This is a genomic window from Streptomyces sp. 71268, assembly GCF_029392895.1.
In the GTDB taxonomy this organism is placed as follows: Bacteria; Actinomycetota; Actinomycetes; order Streptomycetales; family Streptomycetaceae; genus Streptomyces.
Map to the genome: position 1 here is coordinate 4475328 of NZ_CP114200.1, position 13938 is coordinate 4489265.

9 protein-coding genes are annotated in these 13938 nt (G+C 72.2%); 7 read left to right on the plus strand and 2 right to left on the minus strand.

The annotated features are described in order from the left end of the window. Nucleotides 1-362: 362 nt before the first annotated feature. The 6 genes from OYE22_RS17400 (at nt 363) to OYE22_RS17425 (ending at nt 9057) form a co-directional block, all read left to right on the plus strand. Nucleotides 363-1634 (plus strand): aspartate kinase, encoded by a 1272-nt coding sequence (locus OYE22_RS17400; RefSeq protein ID WP_176162662.1) that lies wholly within the window; start codon nt 363-365, stop codon nt 1632-1634. A gap of 68 nt (nt 1635-1702) precedes the next feature. Further along, nucleotides 1703-2791 carry an aspartate-semialdehyde dehydrogenase gene (locus OYE22_RS17405; RefSeq protein ID WP_277324178.1) on the plus strand — a complete coding sequence of 363 codons (1089 nt, stop codon included), beginning with the start codon at nt 1703-1705 and terminating at the stop codon, nt 2789-2791. 1309 nt (nt 2792-4100) lie between these two features. After that, the gene (locus OYE22_RS17410; protein ID WP_277321267.1) at nt 4101-4676 is read left to right on the plus strand and encodes a SigE family RNA polymerase sigma factor; all 576 of its coding nucleotides are present in this window, start codon (nt 4101-4103) and stop codon (nt 4674-4676) included. Beyond that, on the plus strand, nt 4673-6373 hold the full coding sequence (locus tag OYE22_RS17415) for a hypothetical protein (protein WP_277321268.1): 1701 nt from the start codon (nt 4673-4675) through the stop codon (nt 6371-6373). Before OYE22_RS17410 ends, OYE22_RS17415 begins: the two co-directional genes overlap by 4 nt. A 405-nt stretch (nt 6374-6778) precedes the next feature. Further along, a complete protein-coding gene (locus tag OYE22_RS17420; protein ID WP_277321269.1) occupies nt 6779-7981 on the plus strand; it encodes an IS110 family transposase in 1203 nt (400 codons plus the stop codon). Between the two features lie 116 nt (nt 7982-8097). Next, nucleotides 8098-9057 carry an SURF1 family protein gene (locus tag OYE22_RS17425; protein WP_277321270.1) on the plus strand — a complete coding sequence of 320 codons (960 nt, stop codon included), beginning with the start codon at nt 8098-8100 and terminating at the stop codon, nt 9055-9057. A gap of 540 nt (nt 9058-9597) precedes the next feature. On the opposite strand, the gene OYE22_RS17430 is transcribed toward OYE22_RS17425, so the two are convergent. Beyond that, nucleotides 9598-11640, minus strand: a complete 2043-nt coding sequence (locus tag OYE22_RS17430; protein WP_277321271.1) for a prolyl oligopeptidase family serine peptidase — start codon at nt 11638-11640, stop codon at nt 9598-9600. 70 nt (nt 11641-11710) lie between these two features. On the opposite strand from OYE22_RS17430, the gene OYE22_RS17435 reads away from it, so the two are divergent. Beyond that, nucleotides 11711-12556, plus strand: coding sequence for a class I SAM-dependent methyltransferase (locus OYE22_RS17435; protein WP_277321272.1), 846 nt, complete (start codon nt 11711-11713; stop codon nt 12554-12556). A 132-nt stretch (nt 12557-12688) separates the two neighbouring features. Here OYE22_RS17435 and OYE22_RS17440 read toward each other — a convergent pair whose 3' ends face one another. Further along, on the minus strand, nt 12689-13930 hold the full coding sequence (locus OYE22_RS17440; RefSeq protein ID WP_277324179.1) for a beta-ketoacyl-[acyl-carrier-protein] synthase family protein: 1242 nt from the start codon (nt 13928-13930) through the stop codon (nt 12689-12691). Nucleotides 13931-13938 lie beyond the last annotated feature (8 nt).

Consider the following 13938-nt stretch of genomic DNA (forward strand, 5'->3'; position numbering starts at 1 on the left):
GCCCCGGGGTGCCGACTGGCCGGGGGCGGTCGTGCCACGTGGCTGGTTCACCCGCCGTACGTCCGCATTTCGGTGTGAGGCCCTGCGGGGCGACACCCGGATGGGTGGTATTTCGGCCGCCTGCGTGTAGCCGTCGCATTGTGACCTGAATTACGTTCCTGTGTGCCCTCGCGTGAAGCGGGCAGGGTTGCTCGCTGAGCGGGTGAGTGTGGTGCGTCCTGCCTGATCATGAAGTGAGTTATGTGTCTCGCTATGTGATATTGAGAGGGCTTATCCGACTTGCTCGTTAGACTGAGCCGACCGCAGTTCCCCCTGGTGGGGGTCTGGGGGGTGACCCCAGAAGAGACAAGCGAGGAGCGCACGTGGGCCTTGTCGTGCAGAAGTACGGCGGCTCCTCCGTTGCGGATGCCGAGGGCATCAAGCGCGTCGCCAAGCGAATCGTGGAAGCCAAGAAGAACGGCCACCAGGTGGTCGTCGTGGTTTCCGCGATGGGCGACACTACGGACGAGTTGATCGACCTCGCTCAGCAGGTTTCGCCGATTCCTGCCGGGCGTGAGTTCGACATGTTGCTGACCGCTGGAGAGCGAATCTCCATGGCGTTGCTGGCGATGGCGATCAAAAACCTCGGGCACGAAGCACTGTCCTTCACGGGCAGCCAGGCAGGTGTCATTACCGACTCGGTCCACAACAAAGCGCGCATCATCGATGTCACGCCCGGTCGCATCCGGGACGCGCTCGATCAGGGCGCGGTGGCGATCGTGGCCGGATTCCAGGGTGTCTCTCAGGTCAAGAAGGACATCACCACGCTCGGCCGCGGCGGCTCGGACACGACCGCCGTCGCGCTGGCGGCGGCCCTCGACGCCGAGGTGTGCGAGATCTACACCGACGTGGACGGCGTCTTCACCGCCGACCCGCGTGTGGTGAAGAAGGCGCGCAAGATAGTCGATATCGCGTTCGAAGACATGCTCGAACTCGCGGCCAGCGGCTCAAAGGTGCTGCACCTGCGCTGTGTCGAGTACGCCCGTCGCTACAACATCCCCATCCACGTCCGGTCGTCGTTCTCCGGCCACGTGGGCACCTGGGTGCGGAACAAGCCCGAAGGAGAAGAAGGCATGGAGCAGGCGATCATCTCCGGGGTGGCCCACGACACGTCGGAGGCCAAGATCACGGTCGTCGGCGTGCCGGACAAGCCCGGCGAGGCCGCCGCCATCTTCCGTACGATCTCGGACGCCCAGCTCAACATCGACATGGTGGTGCAGAACGTCTCCGCCGCGTCCACCGGGCTGACCGACATCTCCTTCACGCTGCCGAAGACCGACGGCCACAAGGCCATGGAGGCGCTCACCAAGGCGCAGCCCGAGATCGGCTTCGACTCGCTGCGCTACGACGACCAGATCGCCAAGATCTCGCTGGTCGGCGCGGGCATGCGGACCAACCCCGGGGTGACGGCGACCTTCTTCGAGGCGCTGTCGAACGCCGGCGTGAACATCGAGCTGATCTCCACCTCCGAGATCCGCATCTCGGTCGTGACCCGGCAGGACGAGGTCAAGGACGCGGTGCGCGCGGTGCACAGCGCGTTCGGCCTCGACAGTGAGAGCGACGAGGCCGTCGTGTACGGCGGCACCGGGCGATGACCGGTGTCGGCGGCGGACGCGGTGAGAGTGGTGTGAACGTGGTGAGTGGTGTGAGAGGCGTGACGAGCGTGAGTGGCGACAGCGGTGCCGCGGGCCGTGCGGGCAAGCCGACGCTGGCCGTCGTCGGCGCGACCGGCGCCGTTGGCACGGTCATGCTCGGCATCCTTTCGGAGCGGGCGGACATCTGGGGCGAGATCCGACTGATCGCCTCACCGCGCTCGGCGGGCCGCAAGCTCACCGTGCGCGGCGAGGAGGTCGAGGTTGTCGCGCTGAGCGAGGAGGCGTTCGAGGGCGTCGACGTCGCGATGTTCGACGTACCGGATGAGGTCTCCGCGCAGTGGGCGCCGATCGCCGCGGCCAAGGGCGCGGTGGCGGTCGACAACTCCGGCGCCTTCCGGATGGACCCGGACGTTCCGCTCGTCGTCCCCGAGGTCAACGCGCACGCCGCGCGCGTACGCCCGCGCGGCATCATCTCGAACCCCAACTGCACCACCCTGTCGATGATCGTCGCGATGGGTGCGCTGCACGCCGAGTTCGGGCTGAGCGAGCTGATCGTCTCCTCCTACCAGGCCGTTTCCGGCGCGGGCAAGGAGGGCGTGGACACCCTGCGCGCGCAGCTCGCCAAGGTCGCCGGTACGGAGCTGGGCACGCAGCCCGGCGACGTGCGCCGCGCGGTCGGTGACACCGGCCCCTTCCCCGGGCCGATGGCGCTGAACGTGGTGCCCTTCGCCGGCTCGCTCAAGGAGGACGGCTGGACGTCGGAGGAGCTGAAGGTCCGCAACGAGTCCCGCAAGATCCTGGGGCTGCCCGAGCTGCGTGTCACCGCGACCTGCGTCCGGGTGCCCGTGATCACGACCCACTCGCTGACCGTGCACGCGCGGTTCGAGAACGAGGTTACGGTGGCGGCCGCGCACGAGATCCTGGCCAGCGCGCCGGGCGTGGTCCTGTGCGACAACCCGGCCGAGGGCGAGTTCCCGACCCCCGCCGACGTCGTGGGCACCGACCCGACCTGGGTGGGCCGCGTGCGCCGCTCGATGGACGACCCGAAGGCGCTCGAACTGTTCGTCTGCGGCGACAACCTGCGTAAGGGCGCGGCGCTGAACACGGCCCAGATCGCCGAGGTCGTGGCCGCGGAACTGACCGACAGCCGGAACTGATCCTCTGCCGAAAGCGGCCGCCGGTCGGAGTTGGTGTACTGCCGACACCGAATGGCGGCCGAAACCGGCCAATGGTTGGAACTGGCCGAGTTAGCACTGCCTGACAGCCGGAACTGACCGAAGCCGACACCAACCGAGCGTCCCCGACCAGCGCTGCCCCTGACGCCCCGTCACTGACCGGCAGCCGCCGACCGACGGCCCACAGGCCCATCGGCCGCAAGCCCCCGCCAGCTCCTCCGTCTCGCGATGCACCACACCGCGAGATGGACGCGCAGCGGGGGCCGTGGTCTTTGCGGTGTCATACGCGCTGTGTGTCTTTGCGATGTCATAAGTCGCTGTGCGCTGTCGGGTGTGCCCTCGTCGCGTCCCCTCCGTGCTTCCCGGCCGCCGCGTCCGACGCGGAGCGCGTACGCCGCGGGCCCGCAGGTGGCGGAGAGGTTCGCCTACGTCGCTGGTGGGAGTCGTGGGGTGAGCTCGGAGGGGCCGGGCCTGGCCGTGGCGTGCTGGTTCGGCCGCGCTGTGCGGGGGGTCGGCTTCGTGCGGTGAGTGACGCGTGTGGCGCGGTGGGCGGGGTGTGGCGCGTTGCATCTGTGAACGGGGCTCGTGGTGGTTCGGGGGTGGTGGGGGCGGGTGGTGGCAGTGGGGTGGCGTCGGTGACGTGGTGGGTGTGAGCGGTGCTCTGGGCGAGGGGCGAGGGGCGAGGGGCGAGGGGTATGGGGTCTGGGAGAGGTGTGGGGCGTGCCGGAGGTCTGGGGCGTGCAGGAGGTCTGGGGCTGTAGTGGCGCGGCTGGTGCGGGGGTGGGGCGAGGTGCGGGCGCGGTGTAGGGCCGGGGAGGTGTCGGCGCGGGGCGTGCGGTGCGGGTGCCGTGGGTGTTGCTGCTGGGCGTGGGGCGCGTGCGGGGGTGGGGGTCGCTTCGTGTGAGGGCGGCCTGTAGGGGTGGGGCGGTGCGAGGGGGCCCGCCGGCCTGCGGTACAACATGTGAAGATTTCGTGGCCGAATGACGGGGTCGCTTCGCTTGATCTGCGACATCATTTTGTTCGAGTATTCGCTCTCCGCTCGCCGCAACCACGGATCGCGGGGGAGCGTCTTCGTCACCGCCCCTCACGGGCGCTGTTACAAATGGGGCATTGAGGGAGGGTCGTTGCGCATGGGGGTAATTGCGGCATTGCTCGGAACGGCGCCTCGCGCGTACAACCCTGACGGGGGGAAGCGTGTCCAACAGGCGTGGCAGAGGTACTTGGCATCGCAACAGCCCTGGGTGGCGGCAGCGCGGCAGTGCGCCCGCCGCGCCCGCGTACCTCTGGCGGTATGCCGGTGATCGCGCCGTGGCCAGCCGCTCGTCCCGTCCAACTACCTTCACAGCGCGGGGACATTGACGAGGCGATGGCAGCGGGCACCACAGTCGATCACCTCACCGAGACCTATCGCGCCCATTATCGGTCGCTGCTCGGTCTCGCTGCGCTGCTTTTGGACGATACGGCGTCGTGTGAGGATGTCGTCCAAGAGGCGTTCATACGCGTCCATTCCGCGCGTAATCGCGTACGCGAGCCGGAAAAGACGCTCGCCTATTTGCGTCAGACCGTCGTCAACCTTTCCCGTTCCGCATTGCGCCGCCGCATTCTCGGGCTGAAGCTGCTTTCGAAGCCCATGCCCGATATGGCGAGTGCCGAAGAGGGCGCGTACGAACTGTTGGAGCGCGACCAACTGATCCAGGCGATGCGTGGATTGCAGCGCCGGCAGCGCGAGGTGCTGGTTCTGCGCTATTTCGCCGACATGACCGAAGCGCAGGTTGCGGAAACCCTCGGAATATCGCTGGGTTCGGTCAAGGCGTACGGATCGCGCGGTATCGCGGCGCTGCGCGTCGCCATGGAGGCCCCGGCATGAACCACGAGCACGCGAGGCCGGGTGGGTCCGACCGGCAGGATGGTCATGGCCGTTACGCGACCCACGAGGCGCACATCGCCGCGGAGAACTCTTCCGATGAACCGGGCGGTACGGCGGGTTCGGCCGCCGGCCCCGACGCCGAGGAACGCACCGCCGGCGGGCCCGATGGAGCCCCCGCCGACGACGCCCCCGAACCACCCGCTCCGGCCGGCACTCCGCTCGGCGCCGCGCGGACCAGCGACCAGCCCGAGGCCGACTCCACCGGAGCAGGCCGACCCGAGTCGCCCCAGCCCGACCCCGACGGGCTAGGGGAAAGCCAGTCCGAGCCCGAGCAGCCACCCGCAGCCGAGCAGCTCGCGGCGGAGCGGCCGGCGGCGGGGCGACCAGCAACGGGGCGGCCCGCGGCGGAGCGAGCCGGCGCCACGCGGTCTGAGGCCGAGCGGTCCGAGGCTGTGCGACCCGAGGCCGAGCGGGCCGAGATCGAGCGATCCGAGCCCGAGCAGTCCGAGCCCGAGCGGTCTGGGGCCGAGTGGGCCAAGCAGGGTGACGGCGCGGATGGCGGCGGTGGCGCGGCGAGTGCGGACCGGCCCGCCGACGCGTCGGCCGAGCGCGACACCGCTGGGGAAGAGTTCGGCGGCGGGTTGGCGGGGCTCGGCGGAGAGTTGGACGAACAGGCCCTGCGCCGGATGCTCCAGGGCGCCGTGGAGAACCTGGAGCCCACCCCGGAGGCACTCGATCACCTGCGCCGCGCCGTACCGGCCCGTCGTACGCGCCGCCGCCAGGCACTCGTCGGCGCGGCCGCGGCCATCGTGCTCGGCGGGGCGGCGATCCCCGCCTTCGTACACGTGACCGCCATCGGCGACGACTCGCACGGCCGCCCGGCCAACGCCGCGAGCAGCGAGCGCACCCCCGAAGCGGTAGCCGGCGGCCACCACGGCGAGGGCGGTCCGAAGGAAGAGCAGTCGAAGCGGCCGTCCGAGAAGGACAAGGAAAAGGCGAAAGAAGACAAGAAGGAAAAGAAGAAGGACAAGCCCACTCCACGGGCCACCCGCTCCGCTGACCCGCCCCCGCTCAACCCGTCGAGCACCCTGGCCGCCACCTCGCCGACCTGCGCCAGGGACCAACTCGGCGACGGCGGGAGCAGCGCGAGCGCGGCCGACGCGGAGGGCCAGGTGTACGGCTCGTTCCGTGTCGTCAACACCTCGGGCGACCCCTGCACCGTCGAGGGCAGCGGCGTCGTCGGCGCGATGGCCCAGGGCGCGGCCGACCCGTCCAGCGTTCAGGTCGTCGACCACACGGTGGGCGACCCGGCCACCCAGCTGCCCCCGCCCTCGGCCGCCACCGAGGAACTCATCCTCCAGCCCGGCCAGGCGTACGAGGTGCGGTACGCCTGGATTCCCGCCCCGGGCGGCGGCGCCTCGGGGTGCTCCGACACCAGTACGCCGAGCCCCACGCCGACGACCGGGGAACCCCAGAAGACCCCGGCGGAGGGCGCGCCGGCCTCCGAGGCACCGGGTGACACCGCGGGGCCGGGCAGCGGTACCGGTGGCGCCGGTGGTGGGGAGGAACCCACCACCCCGTCGAGCGTGATCATCAGCCACACACCGGACGCGGGCGACCCCGTGGTGGCGAGCGCCACCGTCCCCGAGGCGTGCGCCGGCACCGTCTACCACACCGGAGCCCTGCCCAGCCCGTAGGGCGAGCGACGGCGCTGGCCTTTACCGCCCGCCGGGGGGCGTGGAGTGCCTTGGGGGCGGGTGGCTGGTGGCGGGCGGTATGGCGGGGGAGGTTGGTTGCGGGGCTGTTTGGTTATCTCTCCCCCGGGGGCCCCTCCCCCCGTTATCTTCTTTGCGGTTCCGCAAGGGGACCGCTGGCCTCCGGGCCCGGCATGGCTGTTCCCCCTCTGTCGAAGAGATGACCTGGGGGGTGGTGTTACCGGGTCCGAGAGGCGCCGTTGGAGACGCTGATGAGAGGTCCGACCACCGCCTGGCCTGGCGCAATGCCAGGCCGCTCGCGGGCGAGTAGGTCTGCATAACGTGGATGCGCGCAAACGACGCCAACGCCCTGGCCAGCACCGCACGAACCCCGCTCGGGAGGATGGGTTGGACGACATCGACGACGTGGGCGTCTTTCTCGGCCTGGACGTCGGCAAGAGCGCCCACCACGGGCACGGGCTGACCCCGGCCGGCAAGAAGGTCTTCGACAAGCAGTTGCCCAACAGCGAACCGAAGCTGCGGGCCGTCTTCGACAAGCTGGCCGCGAAGTTCGGCACCGTACTGGTGATCGTCGACCAGCCCGCCTCGATCGGAGCCCTGCCTTTGACGGTCGCCCGGGACGCCGGTTGCAAGGTCGCCTACCTGCCCGGACTCTCGATGCGGCGGATCGCCGACCTCTACCCGGGCGAGGCGAAGACCGACGCCCGCGACGCGGCCGTGATCGCTGACGCCGCGAGGACGATGCCGCACACCCTGCGCTCGCTGCAACCGACCGACGAGATCACCGCCGAGCTGACCGTGCTGGTGGGCTTCGACCAGGACCTGGCGGCCGAGGCCACCCGCACCTCCAACCGGATACGCGGCCTGCTCACCCAGTTCCACCCCAGCCTGGAACGGGTGCTCGGCCCGCGTCTGGACCACCCGGCCGTGACCTGGCTGCTGGAACGCCACGGATCTCCATCCGCCCTGCGAAAGGCCGGTCGCCGCAGGCTCGTTGAAGTCATCCGGCCCAAGGCCCCGCGCATGGCTCAGCGACTGATCGACGAGATCTTCGACGCGCTCGACGAGCAGAGCGTCGTCGTCCCCGGGACCGGCACGCTCGACGTCGTGATCCCATCGCTGGCCCGCTCGCTCGCGGCCGTCCACGAACAGCGACGAGCTCTGGAAACACAGATCGCACAGCTGCTGGAGGCCCACCCTCTTTCCGCGGTCCTGACCTCGATTCCGGGGGTCGCGGTCAGGACCGCCGCCACTTTGCTGGTCACCGTCGGCGACGGCACCAGCTTCCCCACCGCCGCCCACCTCGCCTCCTACGCCGGCCTGGCACCCACGACGAAGTCCTCGGGGACCTCGGTCCACGGCGAACATGCGCCCAGAGGCGGCAACCGGCAGCTCAAACGGGCGATGTTCCTGTCCGCCTTCGCGGCCCTGCACGATCCCGCCTCCCGCACCTACTACGACCGCTGCCGGGCCCGAGGCAAGACCCACACCCAAGCCCTCCTCCGCCTGGCCCGCCAGCGGATCAACGTGCTGTTTGCGATGCTCCGCGACGGCACCTTCTACGAACCCAGAACCCCACGCACCGCTTGACGAAAGACATAGAGGCACCCCCGCCCCCCACCCCACCCCTCCTCCCACCCCCTCCGAACCCCGGTGGCCGAGGCCCCTCCTGCTTCCACCGCGGTGCCAGCCCGTACCGTGGTGGTGTGTATCGGTTTCTGCTGACGCCCCGGTGGTGGGGGATCAACGTCTTCGCCGCGCTGAGCATCCCGCTGTGCCTGTTCATGGGTAGCTGGCAGCTCGGCCGCTTCGAGTCGCGGGTGGACTCGCACCAGGAGCAGCAGGACCACGCCGCCGAGGCGGAGTCGGCCTCTGCCGCGCCCCTCGCCGAACTGCTGCCCGTGACCACGGAGACCTCGGGCCGGCAGGCCAAGGCGGTCGGACGGTACGACGCCGCGCGGCAGTTGCTCGTCCCGGACCGTTCGCTGGACGACCGCGAGGGTTTCTACGTCCTCACACTGCTGCGCATCGACGGCGACCGCGCCCTGCCTGTCGTACGCGGCTGGCTGCCCGGCGACGCGGACTCCCCGGCGGACCGGGCCAAGGTGCCCGCCGTACCGGCCGGCGAGGTGACTGTGGTCGGCGCGCTCCAGGCGTCGGAACACAGCACCAGCAACGGCGTCCAGGCACGCGGTGGCCTGCCGAAGGGGCAGCTCGGCATGATCAGCGCGGCGACGCTGGTCAACCTCGTGCCGTACGACGTGCACAACGCGTGGGTCACCGTCACGAAGGCGACCGCCCCGTTGAAGCCCGTGCCGCCGGCCGCGGCCGAGGGTACCGGGCTCGACCTGAAGGCGTTCCAGAACCTGGGCTACACCGGTGAGTGGTTCGTCTTCGCTGGCTTCGTCATCTTCATGTGGTTTCGGCTCTTCCGTCGCGAGGTGGAGCACGCCCGCGACGTGGCCCTGGGCATCGTTCCTCCTTCCGATGATTCCGGTCCCGGCCCCTCCGACGGACCGGACGGCCCCGACGACCCCGGGCCCGCCCCCGACGCCGCCTCGCCCGACCCGGCCCCGGAGGCGTCAGCCCCGGAGCGGCGACCCGACGAAGACCGCGCGCCGGAGTCGGCGCCCGCCCCCGAGGCGGCCGGGGCGACCCGCGGCTGACGAGCAGCCTCGCCGCGACGCGCGGGGCTGCCTTCGCCTCGCGCGCTGTGCACCACCCCGCGCGCCGTGCCCTGCCCCGTCGCCGCGCCCCTGCCCCGTCCCCCGGCCGGCGCACCGGACCCGCGCGGTACCGCTCCCCCCGGCGCATCCGGCCCCCGGCGCACCCGGGCCACGGCCTACCGCGCCCCGGCGCCCCCGAGCCCAACGGCGTACACCGGCCCGCAGCGCACCGCTCGCCCGCTCCCTCGCTCCGCCAGCCCCTCGCCCCGTCCGCACCCTCACCCCGCCCGCCCGCCGCTCGCCCGTCGGGCGGTGGGCCGGGCCGGCGGTACGTCCCGCCCCCCGCGCCCCACCGCCTCGTGGGAAGCCCAGCGCTACGGGCCGGCGACAGCGGCCGGGCCGGAGGCGGCACCGCCCGTCACCCCGCCCACGAACCCGCGCGCGGACCCGCCCGAGGCGCTGGCGGGGCTGGCCGGGCGGGCCGGCCGGACTGGCAGTGGCACTCGTCGAGGTCGGCTGACTGGCAGTCGTCGAGGCCGGCTACCCGGTCGGCTGGCCGCCGCGCCCGAGATGCCGCTCGGCGAACGCTATCTCCATCCGCACCTGCTTGATCCGTTCCTCCACAACGAGTGAGCCGTGCCCGGCGTCGTACCGGTACACCTCGTGCACCGCGCCGCGCTGCTCAAGCCGGGTGACGTAGTTCTCCACCTGGCGGATCGGGCAGCGCGGGTCGTTCACGCCGGCCGAGATGTAGACCGGCGCCCGGACCTGGTCGACGTAGGTGAGCGGGGACGAGGCCGCGAACCGCTCGGGCACCTCCTCCGGGGTCCCGCCGAGGAGCGTGCGGTCCATCGCCTTCAGCGCCTCCATCTCATCGTGGTACGCCGTGACGTAGTCGGCTACCGGCACCGCGGCCAGGCCCACGGCCCACACGTCGGGCTGGGTGCCGAGGCCGAGCAGCGTCAGATAGCCGCCCCACGAGCCGCCGCTGAGCACCAGCCGCTCCGGGTCGGCCAGCCCCGAGGAGACGGCCCACGCGCGCACCGCGTCGATGTCCTCCAGCTCGATCAGCCCTACGCGGTGCTTGAGCGCGTCGGTCCAAGCCCGCCCGTACCCCGTCGAGCCCCGGTAGTTCACCCGCACCACCGCGTAGCCGTGGTCCACCCAGGCGGCCGGGCCGGCCGCGAAGGCGTCGCTGTCGTGCCAGGTCGGCCCGCCGTGGATGTCGAAGACGGTGGGGAACGGTCCCTCGCCCGCCGGGCGTTGCACCAGCGCGTGCACCGGGCCGGCCGGGCCCTCCACCCACGCGTCCTCCACCGGCACCGAGTCCGGGGCCCGGCTGAGCCCGCCCGGCAGCGGCGGGGGCTCCAGCACGACGCGGCCGGTCGTCGAGCGGACCTGCGGGGGGTGTTGGGCGGACGACCACAGGAACTCCACCGAGCCGTCGGGTCGGGCCGTCGCGCCCGAGATGGTGCCCTTGGGCGTCTCCACTCGCGACAGTTCGCCGGACGCCAGGTCGTACCGCCACAGCTCGCTGCGTGCCTGGTAGCTGTGGTCGACGAGCAGGGCCGTGCCGTCCGGATACCACTCGGCGCCCACGTCACCGGGCAGGTCGATGGTGAGCGCGCGCTCCTCGCCGGTGAGCGGGTTCCAGATCATCGGCTCCCACCGGCCGCTGCGCTGGTGGCCCACGAGCAGCCGCGCGTCGCCCGCCACCGGCGCGAAGCCCAGCACGGCGAGTCCCAGCTCCTCGGCACCGCCCTTGGTGTCGTCCAGCTCGGCGACGGCGGTGCCGTCAAGGCGCACCACCCGGATCGCCGAGTGCATCGCGTCGCCGTGCTCGGTGTGCTCGATGGCGACCAGGGACGAGTCGTGCGAGAGGTCGCCGACGCCCGCCGACTGGCGGTGTCGGTAGATCTCCACGCAGGCGGGGGCCTGGTCCCCGCCCGGCTCGACGTCGGCCGCGTCCGCGGCCCCGGAGCGGGCCGTCTGGGTGCCGGTGCCGTCGCCGGTGCTGGCACCGGTGTCGCCCGCCGCGCGAGCACCCCGTACGACGTGGATGACCGAGCCGTCCTCGTCCGTGGAGCGGCCGATGACCGCCGTGCCGTCCAGGCCGAGCGCGAGCCCCGCGGGGTAGGAGGGAGCGAGGCCCGGCACGGCCGGCTCGTCCGGCCCGCCCGTGAACGGCTGCCGCTGCCATATTCCGAACTCGTCCCCGTCGGTGTCGGAGAACCACCAGATGGACTGGCCGTCGGGGGACAGCACGCCGTCCGTGGTGCCGTTCGGCCGGTCGGTCACCTGGCGCTGCTCGCCCGTGGCGCGGTCCCAGGCGTACAGCTCGTACGTCCCCGTGGCGTTCGAGACGAACAGTGACCGCTCGGGCGCGCTCTCCGCCCAGTCCGGCAGCCCCACGCGCGCCGCGCGGAACCGCTTCTCCCAGTCCGGCCACTCCGCGCTCACGGCGCCGGCCGCGCCCGCCGCCGAGCCGCCGCCACCCTCCCGGCCGCCGTGCTCCGCGCTTCCGCCCGCGCTCCCGTCCGCATGGCCGTCCCCGCCCCGCACCGCTTCGCTGCTCTCAGTCATGACCCCATTCTGCGCCGACCGACCCACAACTCGCTGGCGAGCCCTTCTGCCTGTGGATAACCTCCCGGGCATGGCACATCTCCCTGCCCCCGATGACTGGCGAGAAGCGAACCGCGCCATGTGGGACGAGCGGGTTCCCATCCACCTGGCCAGCGGTTTCTACGACCTCGACGCCTTCCGCGCGGGCAGGGACGCGCTCTGCGACTTCCAGGCCGACGAGCTCGGTGACGTCACCGGCAAGAGCGTCCTGCACCTCCAGTGCCACATAGGTCTCGACACCCTCTCCCTCGCCCGCCGTGGCGCGTCCCAGGTCGTCGGCCTCGACTTCTCCGCGCCGGCCGTGGAGGCCGCCCGCGACCTCGCCGCCGAGCTGGGCTTCGGCCCCGACCGCGCGTGCTTCGTCGCGGCCGACGTGTACGACGCGGTGGAGGCCGTGCCGGACAGCGCGTACGACATCGTCTACACCGGGGTCGGCGCGCTGTGCTGGCTGCCCGACATCGTGCGCTGGGCGGAGACGGTCGCGGCCCTCGTCGCGCCGGGCGGCTTCCTCTACCTCTCCGAGTTCCACCCGCTGGTGGACGCGCTCGACGAGGTCACCGCCAGCCGCATCGCGTACGACTACTTCAACCGCGAGCCGTGGATCGACGAGACGCCCGGCACGTACGCCGACACCACCGCCCCGACCAGCTGCAACCGGCGGGTGGAATGGCAGCATCCGCTGGGCTCGGTGATCAGTGCCCTGGCCGCCGCGGGGCTGCGCGTCGAGTTCCTGCACGAGCACGACATGACGCTCTTCAAACGCTTCGACTCGCTCCAGCCCGAGGCCGGCACCCCGTACTACCGGCTGCCCCCCGACCAACCGCGCGTTCCCCTGATGTACTCGCTGCGCGCCTCCAAGCCCCCGGCGCACCACTGATCCGGCCGCGGGCACCGCTCCGTAGCCGTCTCACACCGTCCGCCCCGCGCACGCGCCGGCGCGGCCGCGCCCTGACCCCGCGCCTCTTCTCGCGCCCCACGGCCCGGGACCAGGGCTCGCGCGCCCGCCCCGTCACCCGGTCGTGAAGACCAGCACCGCGTTGTGGCCGCCGAAGCCGAACGAGCAGGTGATCGCGGCGGACATGGCGGCGCGGCGCGGCGCGCCGGCGACCACGTCCAGCTTGTGGTCCCCGTCCTGGTAGCCGAAGTTGGCGACCGGCGGGATCGCCTGGTGCTCAAGGCTGAGGACCGTGTACGCGGCCTCCAACGCCCCGGCGGCGCCGAGCGCGTGCCCGACGACGCTCTTGGGCGCCGTCACCGGCGGCGGGTGCTGGCCGAACACCTGGCTCAACGCGGCCGCCTCGGCGGCGTCGTTGAGGCGTGTCGAGGTGCCGTGCGCGTTCACGTGCCCGACCTCGTGCGGCGCGCACTCGGCGTCCCGTAGGGCGATCCGGATCGCACGCGCCGCGCCGCTACCGTCCGGGAGCGGCGCGATGGGGTGGTGGGCGTCGCTGGTGGCGCCGTAGCCGCGCAGGAGCGCGCGCACCCGGGCCCCGCGCGCCCGCGCGCCGGCGTACCGCTCCATGACCAGCACCGCCGCACCCTCGCCCAGCACGAACCCGTCGCGGTCGGCGTCGAAGGGGCGGCTGGCCAGCTCGGGTTCGGCGGTCCTGCGGGACAGCGCCCGCAGCCGCGCGAAGCACGTGGCGCTCATCCGGCAGCAGGCCGACTCGCTGCCGCCGGCGAGTACGACGTCGCACGCGCCCCCGCGCAACAGGTCCCGGGCCACGCCGATGGCCGTCGCGCCCGACGCGCAGGCGCTGGCGGTGGTGAAGCCCGGCCCGCACGCTCCCAGGTCCATCGCCACCTCCCCGGCGGCCATGTTCGGCACGCTGCGCGGCAGGGCCAGCGGCGACACACGGTCCGGCCGCTCGGCGCTCAGCTCGCGGAACTCGGCGGTGTACGTGCGCAGGCTGTTGGACCCCACACCGAGCACCACGCCGACCCGCTCGCCGTCCCACGCGCCGGGGTCGAGCCCCGCGTCGGCCACCGCCCGCCGCGCCGCGGCCACCGCGAACTGGCTGAACCGGTCGGTACGCCGCGCCCACCGAGCCCCCAACTCCGCCGTCGCGTCGAACCCGGGCACCCGGCAGGAGAAGTCGACCGGCAACCCCGCGAGTTCCGCGTCGTACGCGGCGACCGAGCGCCCCCGACACAGCCCGGCCCAGTTCGCCTCGGGCGTCAGCCCCACGGGCGAGAGCACCCCGAGCCCGGTCACGGCGATGTCGGCGGTCCGCGCCGTGGCGACACCCATCGTTCTCC